At 63.4% G+C, this 17,271-nt stretch carries 14 protein-coding genes; 10 read left to right on the top strand and 4 right to left on the bottom strand.

The window, feature by feature from the left end; all coding sequences use genetic code 11:
• Position 1: 1 nt before the first annotated feature.
• A complete protein-coding gene (locus RCO31_RS06940; protein ID WP_308967513.1) occupies positions 2 to 1,411 on the bottom strand; it encodes a hypothetical protein in 1,410 nt (469 codons plus the stop codon).
• Positions 1,412 to 2,002: 591 nt separating this feature from the next.
• Positions 2,003 to 3,106, bottom strand: coding sequence for an SDR family oxidoreductase (locus RCO31_RS06935; protein WP_308967512.1), 1,104 nt, complete (start codon positions 3,104 to 3,106; stop codon positions 2,003 to 2,005).
• Positions 3,107 to 3,345: 239 nt separating this feature from the next.
• On the opposite strand from RCO31_RS06935, the gene RCO31_RS06930 reads away from it, so the two are divergent.
• The 5 genes from RCO31_RS06930 to RCO31_RS06910 are packed head-to-tail and all read left to right on the top strand — an operon-like array spanning position 3,346 to position 7,922.
• Entirely contained in the window at positions 3,346 to 4,164 is an 819-nt protein-coding gene (locus RCO31_RS06930; RefSeq protein WP_308967511.1) for an ATP-binding cassette domain-containing protein, read from the top strand.
• Complete coding sequence (locus RCO31_RS06925; protein WP_308967510.1) at positions 4,161 to 4,901, top strand: ABC transporter ATP-binding protein; 741 nt, start codon at positions 4,161 to 4,163, stop codon at positions 4,899 to 4,901. The genes RCO31_RS06930 and RCO31_RS06925 overlap by 4 nt, the downstream gene beginning before the upstream one ends.
• The gene (locus RCO31_RS06920) at positions 4,898 to 5,752 is read left to right on the top strand and encodes a branched-chain amino acid ABC transporter permease (protein ID WP_308967509.1); all 855 of its coding nucleotides are present in this window, start codon (positions 4,898 to 4,900) and stop codon (positions 5,750 to 5,752) included. Before RCO31_RS06925 ends, RCO31_RS06920 begins: the two co-directional genes overlap by 4 nt.
• Positions 5,749 to 6,780 carry a branched-chain amino acid ABC transporter permease gene (locus RCO31_RS06915; RefSeq protein WP_308967508.1) on the top strand — a complete coding sequence of 344 codons (1,032 nt, stop codon included), beginning with the start codon at positions 5,749 to 5,751 and terminating at the stop codon, positions 6,778 to 6,780. The genes RCO31_RS06920 and RCO31_RS06915 overlap by 4 nt, the downstream gene beginning before the upstream one ends.
• A complete protein-coding gene (locus RCO31_RS06910; protein WP_308967507.1) occupies positions 6,777 to 7,922 on the top strand; it encodes an ABC transporter substrate-binding protein in 1,146 nt (381 codons plus the stop codon). Before RCO31_RS06915 ends, RCO31_RS06910 begins: the two co-directional genes overlap by 4 nt.
• Before the next feature lie 240 nt (positions 7,923 to 8,162).
• On the opposite strand, the gene RCO31_RS06905 is transcribed toward RCO31_RS06910, so the two are convergent.
• Positions 8,163 to 8,477, bottom strand: a complete 315-nt coding sequence (locus tag RCO31_RS06905; RefSeq protein ID WP_308967506.1) for a hypothetical protein — start codon at positions 8,475 to 8,477, stop codon at positions 8,163 to 8,165.
• A 400-nt stretch (positions 8,478 to 8,877) separates the two neighbouring features.
• Here RCO31_RS06905 and RCO31_RS06900 point away from each other — a divergent pair, with 400 nt between their 5' ends.
• The 4 genes from RCO31_RS06900 (at position 8,878) to RCO31_RS06885 (ending at position 16,038) form a co-directional block, all read left to right on the top strand.
• The gene (locus tag RCO31_RS06900) at positions 8,878 to 10,113 is read left to right on the top strand and encodes an alpha/beta fold hydrolase (RefSeq protein ID WP_308967505.1); all 1,236 of its coding nucleotides are present in this window, start codon (positions 8,878 to 8,880) and stop codon (positions 10,111 to 10,113) included.
• 324 nt (positions 10,114 to 10,437) lie between these two features.
• Positions 10,438 to 12,531 (top strand): hydantoinase/oxoprolinase family protein, encoded by a 2,094-nt coding sequence (locus tag RCO31_RS06895; RefSeq protein WP_308967504.1) that lies wholly within the window; start codon positions 10,438 to 10,440, stop codon positions 12,529 to 12,531.
• Positions 12,532 to 12,554: 23 nt separating this feature from the next.
• Positions 12,555 to 14,156 (top strand): hydantoinase B/oxoprolinase family protein, encoded by a 1,602-nt coding sequence (locus RCO31_RS06890; protein ID WP_308967503.1) that lies wholly within the window; start codon positions 12,555 to 12,557, stop codon positions 14,154 to 14,156.
• A 913-nt stretch (positions 14,157 to 15,069) separates the two neighbouring features.
• A complete protein-coding gene (locus tag RCO31_RS06885; RefSeq protein WP_308967502.1) occupies positions 15,070 to 16,038 on the top strand; it encodes a tripartite tricarboxylate transporter substrate binding protein in 969 nt (322 codons plus the stop codon).
• A 4-nt stretch (positions 16,039 to 16,042) separates the two neighbouring features.
• Here RCO31_RS06885 and RCO31_RS06880 read toward each other — a convergent pair whose 3' ends face one another.
• Entirely contained in the window at positions 16,043 to 16,756 is a 714-nt protein-coding gene (locus tag RCO31_RS06880; RefSeq protein WP_308967501.1) for a GntR family transcriptional regulator, read from the bottom strand.
• 110 nt (positions 16,757 to 16,866) lie between these two features.
• On the opposite strand from RCO31_RS06880, the gene RCO31_RS06875 reads away from it, so the two are divergent.
• Positions 16,867 to 17,163, top strand: a complete 297-nt coding sequence (locus RCO31_RS06875) for an aldehyde dehydrogenase family protein (RefSeq protein WP_374991443.1) — start codon at positions 16,867 to 16,869, stop codon at positions 17,161 to 17,163.
• Positions 17,164 to 17,271: the final 108 nt, after the last annotated feature.

Raw genomic sequence — 17,271 nt, 5'->3', positions numbered from 1 at the left:
CTTAATTTGTCGCTGCACGCGCGGCACGCTCTCCACCCCATCCGCCGAGCAGACCACCACCAATGGCGCCGATGAGACCGCCGACGACCGCACCGATGGGCGCGCCGACCGGACCACCGATCGCTCCGCCCACGAGTGTACCAGCTTGGACACCTCCCCAGCCACCCGCTGCAGCGCCGGCCCAACCGCCCGCCGCACCGGCCGCGGCAACTGTCGCATTCTGGCCGAATCTTCCGCCGTCTGCCCGGACGCCGGAGCCGATGGCAAAAGCGTCCGCTGCCACCCCGATCGGTGCGGCAACGCGCCCGAGCGCGCGTGCAGCCCGGCTGATCTCTGCCGTCGTCTCGACGGTCCGGATTCCGGCGCGGCTCGGCGCCACGTCCGTGGTGGCATGGGTCAAATTGTTGTTGGTCGCTGCGGCGGCCGCGTTCAAGCGTGACGCGGCTGCGGGATTGGGGCCGTGGTTCCCGGTCAGCGGGTTGCCGGCAAATCGATAATCGATCCGAAGGCCATTCCTTGCCGCCGCGATGTCCTTCGTCACTTGGCCCGGATTGATGGAGCGTCCAGCCTTGACTTCGGTCACAGGAGCGCTGCCGCGACCGATCTGGACATCGTAAGTGCGGTCGGGGCTGAGGGCTCGCCTTTGGGTTTCAAACCTGACGTCTCGCGACTCGATCCCGAGTGCAGCAGCCTGCTGGCGCGCATAGTCATAGGTCGCCTGAGAGCTGATCAAGGTCCTTTGCGCTAAGCTGTCCCGACGCGCGAAACTGTCGATCCCGTTGCCTGTAAACCTTGGCCTCGCGAGCGTCGATCCTTGCGTGAAGCGACCAAATCGCTGCTCGTTTGCGACATTTGCTGTGAATCGGCCAACGCCCACCTCCCCGTACATTCCCGCGCGATAGCCGACTGCACCGGCGGCAGCCGTTTTGACAGCGTCCGCGAGGGGTGTATCGGCAACCTGTTCTCCGCGCTCGTCGATCGGGCTTGTGATCTGATCGGACTGCGTGACGGTCGACGCGGCGGAGGGTACCGACGGTGCAGGAGGCGCCGCCGGTTCGGCCGGTGGGACGATGATCTCCGGTGTCGGTAGTGCTATAGGGGCTGGAGCGTTGGCGGCGGCAATCTGAGCCGACAAGGATGCTCCGGTCGAGGCGACCTGTGCCAGCGTTGCCTCGCTCTGCGACCGCATTTGCTCGGCGGTCGCATCGATTTGCTGCGACAGCCCGTTCACGGCAGCGCTTATCTGCGCATTGGTGGCCTGGAATCCCGCGATCGGATCGCCGAAAGAGCCGTCGCCCGGCAGTGGATCGTCAGGGGTGACCACGATCTCAGGAAGCTCGAAGGGAGTGACGTCGATTGGTGGAAGCGAGATTGTGTTCGTCGAACTCAAACCACTAATGCCGTCAACCATGGGATGCTCCCCAGTCTGCCGCAATGACGATGTCTGGCCCCTCCGTGGGCGATGCCCTTTGGGTCCATCCATCATCCTTCTGCGGCCTGACGAGAGCCTGTCGAAGCGTGGTTGGGGAACCTCGGATCGGTAAACTTTAAGCCGACCAGCGACGTGTGTTCAGATGGCCTGCCGTCCAGAACACTGTCAGATCTGGTTCAGAACCTGGTGTTTCTCCGCCGCGACGACTCGTTCACCAAGGCGATTGGCATCGCACCTACCAACGCCACGTCTGCGCGGAGTTCAGGTCGCTGAGCCCCCGAGCAGCACGAGCGAACAAAGCCGGCGAAGCCTTGAGCCGCTATCGTGAGGCGCTGCCGCTGCTGAAATTCCACTCCGCGCCAGCGCACAAAAAACGGCGAGTTCCAAAGCGACAGCGGTTTGCCTTCGGACGCTCTTGAATATGGGTGCCTGCTTTCGCGAGGCCGCCGCCGGCAGTTACGACTGAGCCAACCTGATTTCATCACGCACTAGGTCTGCGAGAAAGGAGTTCGGCTCTTATCTTGAATCGACACCCGCCGAGGAAATCTACTCGATCCAACGTCCTCGTGGTCAACGTCTGCCGGGTGGCAGAAGCTTCTGCTCCTCGAACAGCTTGAACCACTTTCGGAACATGGCTTCGGTATCCATGACCTCGCCGAAGCCCGCCTGTCGAATCTTCACCGTGGAGACGACAGAGATCTTCTCGCCTGTCCTCGCGCCATAGGCCATGAGGTAATCGAGGTACTGCAGCGAGGCCCCGAGGTAGTCGGCCATCGGCGGCGCCACGAGGCTGTAGCGCTGCCGGATGAGCTCCCAATCCGACGCTTCGGCCGGCACGGTTTGCGCAAGTCGTCGCGGCCTGGGCGGGCCCACCTCCATGCCTAGCGCGTCGGCGATGGCGGGCCACACGCCGCTCCATTGGAAGACGTCGCCGTTGGTAACGTTGAAGATCTCGTTGCGAGCCGCGTCAGCCTCTCCCGCCCACGCAATGGCGCGGGCCAGCAGGTCGGCATCCACCGCTTCAAGCACATTGGATGGCCCGCCGGGATAATACAGCGGCTCGTTTCGTTCGCGCAGCAGGGCGGCATACACGCCAATGGCCGGGATCGGGTTCATCGCGCTTCCGAACGACTGACCGAAGATGATCTGCGGCCGGAAGATGGTCCAGGCCCAGTCGGCGCCGCGCTGGCGCTCCTTCAGGTAATCTTCCTGGTTCCAGTAGAAATTCGGCACATCTCTCGCCTCGGAGCGCCCCTCGCGGGCTGGCAGATCGAAGCGGCGCACGTGCGCGCCATACGCTTTGGTGCCCTGCAGAAGCGTCACGTGGCGCAGCCCGCGAGCGGCGCGCGCGAGAGGCCCCAGGAGATGTCGCAGCATTCGATCATTGGTAGCGATCTGCTCCTCCTCCCGCCAGCCGGCCACGAGGGCGGGCTGCTCATGCAGAGCGGCGTAGACCACGTGCGTTACATCATGCATGGAGCCGAACAGGGCTTCGCACTGCACTTGGTCATGAAGGTCGGCGGAGATGAAACGGAGCCCGAGATCGTCGAGCCCGAACGGCGAGCGGCGCGAAACGCCCGTCAACCGCACCCCCGGCTGCCCTGCGAAATGCTTGAGTACAGCGTACCCGACCAGCCCCGAGGCCCCGGCGATCAATATGTGCTTGCCGGTCATGGCATAGACCCCTGCGGCGGACGAGCGAATCTAAGCACATCATCAGAACAGCCGGGCGGTCAAGCGGGCGCCGTTGGGGGATGTGTGCACCGGCCACCGCTCGCTCTCGGCGGCGCTGACGCAACCGCGACAGCGCCACAAAAAGGTCGATCAGCTCTCCGAGCTGTGGCGCCATGGCCGGGCTTGTTATTCCGGTGTGTTTGGGTTGTTATCGCGCCGACAATAAGAAGAATCTGAAGATGCAAGGGATGGAAGTCGGCCTCGCTGGCGCGGACGGGCTTGAAGTGGCGGATGCCTCGGCCGCGTTGCGGGTCGAGAATCTGACAGTCCGCTATGGATCGCTCGTGGCGCTACGCGACATGAGTTGGTCGGTCCGCGGCGGCGAGATTCTCGGTATCATCGGTCCTAACGGCGCCGGAAAGAGCAGTTGCTTCGCTGCTGTCACCAATTCCGTCGCGCATTCCGCCCAAACCTTCCTCGCAGGCGAGGACGTGTCCTCAGTCAGGACCCATGACCTCGCCGCGCGCGGGCTCAGACGTACGTTTCAGCAGAATTCCTTTTTTGGCGAGCTCACCGTTCTGCAGAACGCCATGGCGGCGATCGTGCGCCAGCACGCCACCAGCCTGCCGGTGTCGCTGCTGCTGCCCTGGCGTGAACGCGCGACCCGCGAGGCTACGGAGATCCGGGCCGCGCAGCTGCTCACCTCGTTCGGCATCGAGCGGACCTATCACTCGCGCCGTCCGGGCGACATTCCCTATGGCATCCAACGGATGTTGGCGGTGGCGCTGGCCTATGGCGATGGCTGCAAGGTGCTGTTGCTCGATGAGCCCGCCGCCGGCATCGGCGGTGGCGACATGCAGCGGCTCGCTGACCTGCTGGTTGATCTGCGTCGTCGTCGCATCGCGCTCGTCGTGATCGAGCACCACATGGATCTGATCATGTCGATCGCGAACCGCATCGTCATGATCGATCAGGGCATCACGCTCGCGACCGGAACGCCTGCAGAGATCCAGCGCAACGCCGCCGTGAGCGAAGCCTATCTGGGGCGCGACGAATGACCGCCGCGCTAGCCTGTAGCCATCTCACCGTCAGCTATGACGGCAATGTTGCGCTGAATGGCGTGAGCCTCAGCGTCGGCTCCGGACAGATGATCGGGTTGGTCGGCGCCAACGGTGCGGGCAAGTCGACGCTGGTGAATGCCGTGGCTGGCTGGTCGCGCGGTCGTCCGGCTGTGTCGGGCAGCGTCACGCTTGACGGCGCGGACATCAGTGCGCTCGCCGCACACGCGCGAGCCCAGCACGGATTGCTGCTGGTGCCCGAAGGCAAGAACATCTTCGCTGAACTCACGGTCGACGAAAATCTCGGCCTGGTCCGCGCGCCCCGCGATGTCGCCGGCCGCCACGTCTTCTCGATCGCTGATGTGTTCAACCTGTTCCCGCGGCTGACCGAGCGGCGCACCTACAAGGGCGGCTCGCTTTCCGGAGGTGAACGGCAGATGCTGGCCGTCGGTCGCGCGCTGCTCGCCGCCCCTCGTGTCCTGATCCTCGACGAGCCGTCCGCGGGTCTTGCGCCGCGCCTGATCCTCGATCTGCTCGAGCGGATCAGAAGCCTCGTGGATCGCGGGCTCCCGGTGCTCTTGGTCGAGCAGAACGTGAAGGCCGCGCTGAAGGTGGTCGATCATCTCTACCTGCTGGAGCGCGGCAGGATCATCGCTGGAGGACCGACGACGGTGATGAAATCGGACGCACGCATCGTCGAGGCCTATCTTGGCACCCTCGCGGTCGACAGAGCATGAATCTCAGTCAGCAGATCGTCAATGGCCTCGTGCTCGGCTCCGGTTACGCGTGCATCGCGCTTGGCTGGACCATCCTGCTCGGTGTGGCGCGGCTGGTGAATTTCGCCCACGGGCAGCTCTACATGCTGAGTGCGTTCGTCACGTGGTACGCGATGACGCGGGCAGGGGCGCCGTACTGGGCCGCAATCGTCATCGCCATCGTCGTGCTCTCGCTGCTCGGCGCGCTGATGCAGCTCGCGATGACGCGCCTCGTAATAGAGCAGAACCTCACCAGCCTGATGATCGTCACGCTGGGGCTTGGCTACGTCATTCAAGGTGGCGGAGCGCTCATCTTCGGCGGCAACCCGCAGACCTTGTCGAGCGTGCTCGCGCGCACCAAGGTCGACGCCGGCGCCCTGTGGTTCACATGGCAGGATGTGCTGGTCCTCGCCATGACGTTCGTTCTCTACGCCGCAGTCTGGCTGTTCGTGAATCGCACGCGTTTCGGCTCGGTCATCCGCGCGGTGGCGGAGGACCCGCGGCTTGCGCAGCTCTTCGGTATCAATGCAAAACTCGTGTATCTCGGCGTCTTTGTCTTCGAATGCGCGGCCGTTGCGCTTGCGGCGGCGCTGGTTGCGCCGCGGGCGCCGATCCTGACCAGCATGGGCTTCAACGAGGTCATCATGACCTTCGTCGTCGTCGTACTCGGTGGCATCGGCTCGATCGGCGGCGCACTGCTCGCGGGCCTCGGCCTCGGCATGTTTATCGCATTCTTCGGCGCGTTCGTCGCGCCGGCCTATACCACCGCGGCGGCCTTCGGCATGCTGTTGCTGCTGCTGGTGGTTCGCCCTGTCGGATTGGCGACAAAATGACCGATTCCCTGCCGCACAGACCGTTGTCTATGCTGCGCGCGGTTGTGGTCGCAGCGCTGATCGGCGTGGCATTCTTCCTGCCGCAACTATTCGGCGGTTCGTCGGTCGCCTATTCGACGCTGACGACCATCGCGCTCTTCGCGGTCATGTGCTACGGCGTCGATGTCGTACTATCCTATCTCGGCGAGGTCAGCCTTGGACATACGGTGTTCTGGGCGATCGGCGGCTATGTTGCGGCCTTGATGTCGGTGCACCTCGGCGTGAACGGTTGGGTGACGGCGTTGGCGACGATCGGCTTGTCGGTCGCCGCCGCGACGTTTCTTGGCCTGGTAACGCTGCGTACGCGCGAATTCGTCTTTTCGCTTGTCACGTACGCGGCCGCAGTCGTGACGCATGAGATCGCCTTCAACTGGGACGCGGTCGGCGGATCGGATGGCACGGTCGGCATTCCCGCACTGAAGCTTCCGCTCGGGTTTTTCACCTATGTCGGTGGAACACAGGAAGAGCTCTGGCCGATCGCCTTCGCTCTGTTGCTGCTGACGTTGTTCTTCGTGGCGCGCTTCCGCCGCTCGCGGCTCGGCACGACGGCGCTAATGGTGCACATGAACCCCGCCCTTGCGACCAGTCTCGGCGTCGATCAGCGCAGGGTCCGCCTGGCGGTGTTCGTGATCTCGGCGCCGATCACCGCGCTGGCCGGTTGGCTTTATGCCTACCAGCGGGCCTATGTCGGCCCTGACATGTTCGAGGCGTACTTTCTCGTCATGATGCTAACGGCCGTGGTGCTCGTCGGCCGCAGGATTCTGCTCGGGCCATTGCTCGGAACGGCGGTTCTGATCATCCAGCAGAACCTGCTGTCGCTGGGCGGCGACTGGAACAAGGTCATTCTCGGTTTCGTCCTGGCTGCGGTGCTGATCTTCTGGCCGGCTGGGCTCATGGGTCTGGTCGACCACATGCGACAGCGCTGGCTGCGGAAGACGCGTACGAACGGCCGTGAGAACAAACGATCATACATGGAGGAAGTACAATGATTAATATTTTGGCCGTCGGTTTTGCCGCCGTTCTGGCGGCGTCGGCGCCTGCGTTCGCGCAGCGGGCGCCGATCAAGGTCGGTACGATCTTTCCCTTGAGCGGCGGGGCAGGCCCCGACGGTCAGTCGGTCACCAACGGCGTCAAGCTCGCGCTCGAGCAGATCAACGAGGCGGGCGGGTTGCTCGGCCGCAAGCTCGTGCTGATTTCCAAGGATGATGAGAGCACGCCCGCGGTCGGCGTCAGCCGTGCCAACGAGCTGATCGCCGAGAAGGTGGACGTTGCGATCGAGGGCTGGAATTCGCCGGTCACGCTCGCCATGCAGCCGATCCTGGCGCGCGCCGGCGTCCTCGATATCACCGCGGTGTCGAAGGCGGACCTGATCCTCGCCGGCCAGAGCAACCCGCTGGCGATCCGTATCAACTCCTCGAACGGCTTCGACGCCGCTGTCATCGCGAAATATGTCGCCGAAACGCTGAAGGCGAAGAAGGTTGCGTTCCTGACCCAGAACGATGCCTACGGCAACGGCTTCCAGTCCACCGTCGAGGCCGAGTTCAAGAAGCTCAACTTCGCGGGTGAGGTGGTTCTGACCGAGAAGTTTGCGTTCCGCGATACGGATTTTCGCGTGCAGCTCACCAACATCAAGGCGGCCAATCCCGATGCGGTGATCGTCACCAGCGCGTCGAACTCGTCCGGTCTGCCCGCGACCATCGAGCAGTATCGCCAGGCCGATATCAAGGCGCCGTTCGTCGGCGCAGTCGGCATCATGCTGCCGACGGTGTTCAAGATCGCCGGCGACGCGAACAACGGCGTAGTGTCCGCAGACATCTACTTCTGGAACCTGCCGCCGTTTGCGACCATTCCAGAGAACGTTTCATTCGTCGCGGCTTACAAGAAGGCCCACGGTGTCGAACCCGACAAGAGCGCAGCCTTGGGCGCAGCTGCGCTCCAGGTCTGGGCACGCGCGGTGGAGGCGACCAGGAGCCTCGATCGCAAAACGGTCGCCGAGGCGATTCGCGGCAAGTCCATCAAGGGCACCCTGTTCGGCGATGCGACGTTCCTGCCGAACGGCCAGCTGCAGCCGCGCTATGTCGTGTTCAAGGTCGTTGACGGTAAGAACGCAAAGTTCGAGGCGTTGCAGTAACGCGGTCCGGCACTTCGAGATCCGCTCCCGAGCGCGCGCCACCGTCAAAGAGCTATGCACCCTCTACATCGGCGATCTCGAGACCGGCCGCATCCATCGGCACGTCATTCCGCCGATTGGCACGCGAAGGGTGACGGAGCTTACCAAGGCCGGTATCAACAAGGTCGGCAATACCCGACATTACCGACCGAGAACTGGGGCGCGCGAACGGCGGCTTTCGGCAACTATTCAAGGTTCAGCTTAGTGAGTTAGCTGGGTGCCGATCAGCGCATTGCCGCCCGACTTGTTTTGCACGATCACCGTCGTCTTCAGGATTTCGCCGACGCGCTGTCCGGTCCGGCGCGCCAGCACGTCTGCCTGCCCACCCGGCGAAAAGGGAACGATGATGGTGATCGGCTTCGACGGAAAAGTTTGTGCGCTCGCATAAGGCACCGCGCACAGGAACACGGAGACCGCGGCTGCCATTCCGACCGCTCGCAATCCACCAATGTCATCGGAGGGTATTTCACCACACATCGTGTTGCCGCGCAGCACCGCATGTTCGTCACGCACCATCGAGAGCTTGGCAGATTGTATCAGTGCCTCGGATCCTTACGCTGCAAGGCTGCGAACCACTCGACAATGTCGAGGATATCAATTGCGACTTGGAGGATTCCTCATCCGCAATTGGGGATTTGACCCGATGGTCCGACGGGTGTGGACGGACGATAGTAGCTGTGCGACGGCGATCAAGCGCCGCCCTCGCACGCCGCCCGGGCGTTCTTTCCCCGGGGCGTCTCCAGGCACCTGCCGCTCACTGACTGAGCGGCAGGTGGCGGTGCGTGTCGGTCAAATAGCTCGAATAGAACGAAGCAGATGCAGATAGGGAGGACCTGCGGATAAGGAGCAGCGGGAGATTCTGCGCACCTGCTGCTGGCACATTGCTATCACAGCGACAACGCGAGGGGCGATCAACATGACTTCCACGACACAGCGGCTCGAATTTGGCGGACATTCTGGCCCAAGGTTGGCCGCGCGTCTCGACCTGCCCAATGGACCGGCGCGCGCCTACGCGCTGTTCGCCCATTGCTTTACTTGCTCAAAGGATCTGACACCCCTCCGTCGGATCGCAGCCGAGCTGGCGCGCCAAGGCATCGCTGTCCTGCGCTTTGACTTCACTGGACTTGGTTCGAGCGAGGGTGAGTTCGCCTCGACCAATTTCTCATCCAACGTCGCCGACCTCGTTTCGGCCGCCGACTACCTCCGCAACCATTTTCAGGCGCCATCGGTGCTGATCGGCCATTCGCTCGGTGGCGCGGCGGTTCTGGTGGCTGCCAGCCGCATTCCCGAAGTGCGTGCCGTCGTCACCATCGGTGCGCCGGCCGATGCCGAACATGTCCTGAAGGACTTCGGCTCGAGTCTCGAGGTCATCGAAAATAGCGGCAAAGCGGAAGTTCATCTCGCAGGTCGGACGTTTCAGGTCGAAAAGCAGTTTGTGGATGACGTGCGTGGCCAGCACATCCGTGATGCCGTCGCGGCCATGAGAAAGCCCCTTCTCATCCTGCACGCTCCACGCGACGAAATCGTTGGGATCGAGAACGCCACCGAGATCTTTCTGGCGGCCAAGCATCCCAAGAGCTTTGTCTCGCTCGACACAGCCGACCACTTGCTGACGAATGCTGAAAGCGCGTCCTTTGCTGGTCGGGTGATGGCGGGTTGGCTGTCGGGCTATATCGACAGCGATATATCGCAAGGAGAAGCGCGAGCCGAGCATGTCCGCGTCACGGAAACGGGTGCAGGCAGGTTCCAGAACGCCGTGCTGGCCGGCCGCCATCGGCTGTTCGCAGATGAACCTGGGAATGTCGGCGGGCTCGATTCCGGCCCTTCGCCCTATGACTTTCTTTCGATCGCGCTCGCTGCGTGCACGTCGATGACACTGCGGATGTATGCGGATCGCAAGAAACTGGCGCTCGGCACCATCGGTGTGGACGTCTCGCACGCCAAGATTCACGCCAGAGACTGTCTGGAATGCACAGAGCAAGAGCGTGCCGGTAACAGCCGGATCGATCGCTTTGAGCGGATCATTTCAATTGATGGTGCGGTTCCCGATGAACTTCGTGACAAGCTCGACGAGATTGCCAGCAAGTGCCCTGTACACCGCACGCTGGAAGGCGTCGCGAAGGTTAAGACCGCTTTCAAGAGCTCTACCTGAACGAGGCGCTCTCGATGCTGACAGCGGATCACAACGAGGCTTGCAAAGCGTTCGTCGAGAAGCGGAAACCAACCTTTAAGGGAGCGTGAGCCGGCGGCCGCGGCCGACCGCGACGCTTCGTGCGGCCTGCGTCCGACCAACACGCTCGTGCGAATTTGACGGGTCGTCGCTTAGCGAGCCAATATCACGGTTTCGGTGCATATGACTCTCAAACACGAACGATCCGCGGTCGAAGAGGGTGGCGAGCGCGCGCCGCCGGGGCTAACGTTGCTGCACAGCAGCGGCGTTCCCCGCGCCGCGCCCATCTGACCAGGATGCGCACTCGTGCATGAACCATCGCGTCGCCGCTTCTCGCTTGGGATCGACATCGGCGGGACGTTCACCGACATCGTCGTGTACGACCACGTCCAGGGCCGCCGTTTCAGTCGAAAGGTGCTGACGACGCATGACAATCCGTCGCGCGGCGTCGTCGAGGGCGTCGACCGGGTCCTCGCGGAGGATGGCGTGCCGGCGGCCGAGATTGGGCGTGTCGTGCATGCGACGACGCTGTTCACCAACGCGATGATCGAGCGCAAGGGCGCCGTCACCGGTCTCGTGACGACGGCCGGCTTCCGCGATGCGCTGGAGATCGGGCGTGAGCGGAAATACGAGCTCTACGACGTCCATATCGAGAAGCCCAAGCCGTTGGTGCCGCGCCACCTGCGTGCCGAGGTTCCGGAGCGGATGGATGCGCGCGGCGCAGTGCGCATTCCGCTCGACGAGGCGGCGCTCGAAACCGTAGTGGATGGCCTGGTGCATGACGGCGTGACATCGATCGCGGTGGCATTCCTGCACGCCTATGCCAACCCGGCGCACGAGCACGCCGCGGCGGCAGTCATTGCGCGACGGTTTCCCGATCTCGCGGTCAGCACTTCGTCCGATGTGGCGCCGGAAATCCGTGAGTACGAACGCACGTCCACCGCAGTTGCCAACGCCTACATCAAGCCGCTGGCGCGCACCTATCTCGATGCCATTGCAGCGCAGCTCGCCCGGCGCGGCATCGCCGCACCGCTGCTGCTGATGATCTCGAACGGCGGCCTGACACATGTCGAGGAAGCCAAGCGCGTACCGGTGCAGCTGCTGGAATCGGGGCCTGCGGCGGGTGCCCTCGCGGCGGCCTGGTTCGGCGCAGAAGATGCGGGCGGCGACGTGCTCGCCTTCGACATGGGCGGCACGACCGCCAAGCTATCGGTCGTCGACGGTGGCAAGCCGCTGGTCGCGTATCATTTCGAGGCAGCGCGGCAGAAGCGTTTCGCCGAGGGGTCCGGTCTGCCGATCCGCATTTCCACCATTGAACTGATCGAGATTGGCGCCGGCGGCGGGTCGATCGCCCATCTGGACGTGATTGGCCTGCTGAAGGTGGGGCCGGAAAGTGCCGGGTCGGAACCGGGTCCGGCTGCCTATGGTCTGGGTGGTGCGAAGCCGACGGTGACGGACGCCGACTTTGTGCTCGGCTATCTTAATCCGGATTTCTTCGCCGGGGGCTCGATGGCGATCGACATGGCGGCGGCGCATGCGGCGATAGCGGAGGTCGCCAATGAGGCGTCCCTCAGCGTCGAGCAGCTTGCCTGGGGAATCCACGACGTTGTCAACGAGAACATGGCGAGTGCCGCACGCGTCCACATCGCGGAGCGCGGCAAGGACCCGCGGCGCTATGCCCTGCTCTGCACCGGCGGCGGCGGACCGCTGCACGCCTACTACGTGGCGAAGAAGTTGAATCTCAAGCGCATCGTCTGCCCGAGCTCGGCAGGTGTCGCCTCCGCCATCGGTCTGCTGATTGCGCCGGCCAAGGTCGACAGGGTGGCGACGGTGGCGCAGCGGCTCGACGCCCTCGACTGGGCGGAATTCGAGGCGACGTTCGCCCGGCTGGAGGCGGACGCCCGCCGCGTCGTCGGCGAAACCGGCCTCGATCCCGCGACGGCGCGCATCGAGCGCATGGCCGACATCCGCTATGTTGGTCAGGCCTTCGAGATCGTCGTCGACCTGCCCCCGGGTCCCTACAACGCGTGCTCGCTGCCGGAGCTGATGGTGGCGTTCGAGACCGCCTATGTCGAGAAGTTCACCCGCACGCCGCCGGCAGTCTCTGTGGAGATCATCAACGTGCGAGTCCTGGTCGCCGCTCCGGTGCCCGGCGGTGAACTCGCCATCCGGGCCGCGGCCAGGATCGCGGCCGCGCCGATCAAGGGATACCGGCGCATGTATTTCCCCGAATGGAGCGAGCATCGCGAGGCGCCGGTCTTCGACCGCTACGCCATGGCGGCCGGCGACAGCTTCGAGGGGCCGGGCGTCGTCGAGGAGCGCGAGTCGACGCTTGTGATCGGGCCGGGCGCCACTTTCCGCGTGTCGGAGAGCGGCAACCTCGTGGTCGACCTGCCATGACCGCAAACAAGGAGCATCGCGCCGTGAGCAGCCCCGCCTTCGACGCCGTTACCTTGGAAGTCATCTGGCGCCGCATGATCTCGGCCGCTGACGAGGCGGGCAAGACCCTGCAGCGCACCTCCTTCTCGACCCTGGTCAACGAGTCGAACGACTTCGCCTGCGTCCTCACCGATGCGCGCGGTCAGAGCCTGGTGCAGAACACCGACAGCATCCCGTCCTTCATCGGCTCGCTGCCGATCACAGTGAAGCACTTCCTGGAGGTGATCGGCGTCGACGACATGGCGCCGGGCGACTTCCTGGTCTGCAACGACCCTTGGGTCGCGACCGGCCACCTGAACGACATCACCATCGCGAAGCCAATCTTTCGCGGCGGCCGCTTGATTGGCTTCGCCGCCTCGACGGCACATGCGCCCGACATCGGCGGCAAGGTGCGCTCCGTCGTGGCGCGCGAAGTGTTCGAGGAAGGCTTCCACATTCCGGCAATGCACCTGATGCGCCGCGGCGAGCCGGATGCGACTCTGTTCAAGCTGCTGCGCGCCGCGGTGCGCACGCCCGACCAGACCGAAGGCGACATCTGGGCCCAGGTGACCGGCCTGAACTTGATGGAAAGCCGCGTGCACGAGTTGATGGACGAGTACGGCCTCGCCAACCTGGATGCGTTCGCGGCGGAGATCCATGGCCGCTGCGAGACGGCGATGCGCAAGGCTATCGCCGGGGTGCCCGACGGCCGCTACGAGCACGGCTTAACCACCGACGGTGTCGGCCACCCCTTCACGTTCAAGGTGACGGTGACGATCGATGGCGACCGCTGCATCATCGACTACACGGGGACCGAGGCTCAGGTCGGCCGAGCGATCAACTGCTGCATGACCTACACCTTCGCCATGTCTGCCTATGCGATGAAGGCGGCGCTGTTGCCTGACCTGCCGAACAATGAGGGCATCTTCCACACCATCGAGGTGACCGCGCCCGAGGGCACCATCGTCAATCCGAGGCGGCCGGTCGCCGTCGGCGGGCGAATGGCGACGGGCCACTATCTGCCGCCGCTGATCTTCGGCGCATTGGCCCAGGTTCTGCCGGACAAGGTCATGGCGGCCGCCGGCTCGCCGCTCTGGAGCATCATCCAGACCGGCGTCGACGCCGCCGGCCGGACCTATGCCAACACCCTGTTCTTCAACGGCGGCACAGGTGCCACGGCGAAGGTGGATGGCCAGAACTGCTTTTCCTGGCCGTCCAACATCTCGAACGTCCCGATCGAATTGGTCGAGCGCAACACGCCGCTTTTCGTCGGCATGAAGCGCCTGCGTGACGGCTCGGGCGGCCCTGGGCGCCGCCGCGGCGGCCTCGGCCAGGAGATCGAGATCACCGTTGAGAGCGAGACGGCGGTCGGAATCATCTTCATGGCCGAACGGCTCACCTATCCGGCCCAAGGCCTGAACGGCGGCGAGCCCGGCGCGCTCGGCGAAGTCCTGATCGACGGAAGGCCGACGGACGTCCGCGCCGACCACGTTCTGACCAAAGGTCAGACCATCACCCTGCGCACGCCGGGCGGCGGTGGTTTCGAGGATCCGACAGGGCGCGAGGTCGATCTTCACGATGCAGACCGCCGCGCCGGCTACGCCTGAGGCACGCTCTCCGGCTCGGACATCGGGTTTATCATCGTTGGAACGGCTTATTGGAAAGGCGGCCTCAGCGGTCTGCTTCGTCGAGACCAATGTGGAAGTCGTTTTCCAAGAACTGGTCCTTACCTGCTATACTCTTCCAGTCGTTTGTATAGACGGACAGGATTTTTACTCCAATACACCAGGATACAGGGACCATCTCTGTGGCCTAATCGGACATTCAGTTGACACCATATACGATAAGCAACGTGAGGAGCTTGCAGTCTACTTCGATAGGGACACGTGTCTTCGTGTTTCGCTGAAAGTTGAGGACGCGAGTTCGGTTTAAGCTGCGATGTTGCATGAAAGAGGCGGCGCGATATTCGACGTTTGGCGCTACGAATGATTCCGTAATCGGGCCCCGGAAATTAGGGGGCTTCGTGTCGCGCGTCTTTGTCGCGCGAGGCGAACGATCCGCGACATGATTTGCGACAGGGAGCCGTTAGGTCCTCTTGACCTGTTGCGCCCGCGTTTTCACGCAGGACCTCGCCCAGCAGCCAGCCGCACTGCGCGAGGTCGGGTGCACCCGCATCTTCGAGAAATGCCTTCCGATCATCACAAGCAGGGTATGACGCGATCATCGCGCGAAGTCTCAGAGAGTCAACTGCGCCTCTAGGCCGCTGCCCGAAGGCGGAACACGGGTTCAGTAAGGGAGGGGTGTTAGGCGGTAGCGGCCCCCTGCTACTCCTCCCCACGAAATGCGCCTGGGCGCGCTAAACCGACAGCAAACATCAGCGTTTAGGTCCGGACGTACCAGAGCAAGTCGCTTCGGCGCCAAAGCACCGAATTTTGACACTGATGCATTAGTACGTTAACGAGCTCGGTAACTCGCGCTGGGCCGTTCTCAAGGAGGAGCCCGACAGATCAGGGGGAAACGATGATGTCATTCAACCGGCGGGGGTTTCTGGTTTCGGCCGCCGCAATGTCTCTCGGCGCGATGGAGATTGCCCACGCGCAGTCCGCCCGGCCGATCAAAATTATCGTTCCGTATCCTGCCGGTGGCGCGTCGGACATTATTGCACGTCTCGTCGCTCCGGAACTCGACAAAGCCATGCATCAGCCGTTCATCGTCGACAATCGCGGCGGCGGCGCCAGTATGGTCGGCACGCAGGCCGTTACCACCGCGACGACGGGGGACACCATAGGCGTGATCGACAGCGCATTCGTCATCAACCCCGGCCTGTTCCGGGGGAAGTTGCCATACGATACCAAAAAAGACTTCGCGCCGATCTCTTTGCTTGCCATGTCACCGCTCGTGATGGTCGTCCATCCCTCGGTTCAGGCAAACACGGTCAAGGAGTTCATCGCGCTTGCGAAGGTCCAGCCAGGCAAGCTCAACTACGCGTCAGCGGGTCTCGGCACGGCCATCCATCTTGCCGGCGAACAGTTTCGCCAGGCTGCTGAGATCGACATCGTCCATGTGCCTTATCGCGGTGGTGCGCCGGCCATTGCCGACACCTTGGGCGGCACGGTGCAGATGACGTTCGCGACAGTCCCCGCGATCGCCCAGCAAGTGAAGCAGGGTATGGTGCGCGCGTTGGCTGTCATCGGGCAGCGGGTCAGTCAACTGCCGGACGTGCCGACCATGGCGGAAGCGGGCCTCCCTGCCGTAGACGCGACGCCGCTGTTCGGTCTCATTGCTCCCGCATCCCTGCCCGCCGACGTGGTCACCAAATACAGCCAGATCGCAGCGACGGCGCTCAAGAACGATCCGTTACGCTCGCGTGTTACCGCACTGGGCTTTGTGCCTGTCGGCAGCACGCCTGCAGAGTTCGGCAATCGCATCAACGACGAGATCGAAAAATGGACGCGCGTCATCGAGAAGGGCAGCATTCAGCCCCAATGAGCGCTCAGTCCCGCAGATATTGCGGGAATTGTTTACGGATCTGGTCGAGGTAGCCAAGCGTACCGGAAAGGTGTTTGCGCAGGCGCGCCTGCGCTTCGTCCGGCTTCCGGTCTTCAATGGCCTTCACAATCAACCGATGAAGGCTGATGATTTCCTGCGCCTTACCGGGCGTCGGAAGGTGTAGGCGCCTCAAGCGATCGATGTGACCGCTGCGGCTCCGCACCAGCTTCCAGAGTTCGTGATTGCCGGTGGCGTCATAGAGCTGCTGATGGAACACGTTGTCGGCAGCCGAGAAGCTCTCGAAATCGCCTGCCTTGGCGTGCTGGCGCTGCAAGGCGATTGTGCCATTCAGGCGTTCGATCAGACCATCCTCGTGGTCCAGTGCCAGTGCCCGCACGATCTCGAGTTCGAGCGATAACCGGAGGAAGTGAGCCTGTTGGGCGCGCAGGGCGTCGACCTGGCTGACGACCGTGGCGTGCTGCGGGAAAACGTCGACCAGACCTTCTTCCTCAAGGCGCATCAACGCGTCGCGCACGGGGGTCGAACTGACTCCGAATTGCTGGGCCAGCGTGACGCGGGAGAGCGGAGACCCAGGAGGCAGGGCGAGCGAAACGATCTGATTGCGGAGGCGTTCGAAGACCTGCGGAGCGGCTTGGCGGTCTCTGTCCAGCCGCTCGGTCGTTACGGTTGGCGCACGCCGCGAGGAAGGTGATGGCATAGCTGTCGCGAATCCCGTCTCATCCGTTACCTAGCATACATACACCAGTTCTTGCCGTTGGTGCACTAATGTATTAGCTACTATGAATGAATCTTGGGAGCCCGGACGTGATGATCTTCGGTAACTTGATCGACGGTGAGCGCATCATGAGCGGATCGCGCACACCGAATATCAATCCTTCGGATACTGCCGACATCGTCGGCGAGGCAGTCCGCGCTGATCGGGCGCAGACCAATGCGGCGATCGCCGCCGCTAAAACGGCATTTTCGAACTGGTCGCGCTCGGCGCCGCAGGTTCGGTATGACCTGCTCAAGAAGTCGCTGGACGAAATCCTCGCGCGCAAAATCTCGGCGACTGAACGAGCCGCCGTTTGGCTCCAGCTCTCTCGCAAAGCAGTTGCCGCATGACGAGAAAGACACCCGACCGGCTTCGCAGTGCGCGCTGGTTTGCCCCCGACGACCTGCGGTCCTTCGGTCACAGATCGCGCGCAATGCAAATGGGATATGCCCAAACGA

It is taken from the genome of Bradyrhizobium sp. LHD-71 (assembly GCF_031157255.1).
Lineage (GTDB): Bacteria > Pseudomonadota > Alphaproteobacteria > Rhizobiales > Xanthobacteraceae > P52-10.
The sequence above is the reverse complement of the archived record's forward strand: the minus strand, read 5'-3'. Positions and strand labels throughout refer to the sequence as shown.

Excerpts from the sequence above, each read along its gene's own strand:
- RCO31_RS06935 (WP_308967512.1), bottom strand. The coding sequence starts at position 3,106 with ATGACCGGCAAGCACATATTGATCGCCGGGGCCTCGGGGCTGGTCGGG.
- RCO31_RS06915 (WP_308967508.1), top strand. The coding sequence starts at position 5,749 with ATGACCGATTCCCTGCCGCACAGACCGTTGTCTATGCTGCGCGCGGTT.
- RCO31_RS06880 (WP_308967501.1), bottom strand. The coding sequence starts at position 16,756 with ATGCCATCACCTTCCTCGCGGCGTGCGCCAACCGTAACGACCGAGCGG.
- RCO31_RS06940 (WP_308967513.1), bottom strand. The coding sequence starts at position 1,411 with ATGGTTGACGGCATTAGTGGTTTGAGTTCGACGAACACAATCTCGCTT.
- RCO31_RS06900 (WP_308967505.1), top strand. The coding sequence starts at position 8,878 with ATGACTTCCACGACACAGCGGCTCGAATTTGGCGGACATTCTGGCCCA.
- RCO31_RS06910 (WP_308967507.1), top strand. The coding sequence starts at position 6,777 with ATGATTAATATTTTGGCCGTCGGTTTTGCCGCCGTTCTGGCGGCGTCG.
- RCO31_RS06920 (WP_308967509.1), top strand. The coding sequence starts at position 4,898 with ATGAATCTCAGTCAGCAGATCGTCAATGGCCTCGTGCTCGGCTCCGGT.
- RCO31_RS06925 (WP_308967510.1), top strand. The coding sequence starts at position 4,161 with ATGACCGCCGCGCTAGCCTGTAGCCATCTCACCGTCAGCTATGACGGC.
- RCO31_RS06875 (WP_374991443.1), top strand. The coding sequence starts at position 16,867 with ATGATCTTCGGTAACTTGATCGACGGTGAGCGCATCATGAGCGGATCG.
- RCO31_RS06905 (WP_308967506.1), bottom strand. The coding sequence starts at position 8,477 with ATGGTGCGTGACGAACATGCGGTGCTGCGCGGCAACACGATGTGTGGT.
- RCO31_RS06885 (WP_308967502.1), top strand. The coding sequence starts at position 15,070 with ATGATGTCATTCAACCGGCGGGGGTTTCTGGTTTCGGCCGCCGCAATG.
- RCO31_RS06930 (WP_308967511.1), top strand. The coding sequence starts at position 3,346 with ATGCAAGGGATGGAAGTCGGCCTCGCTGGCGCGGACGGGCTTGAAGTG.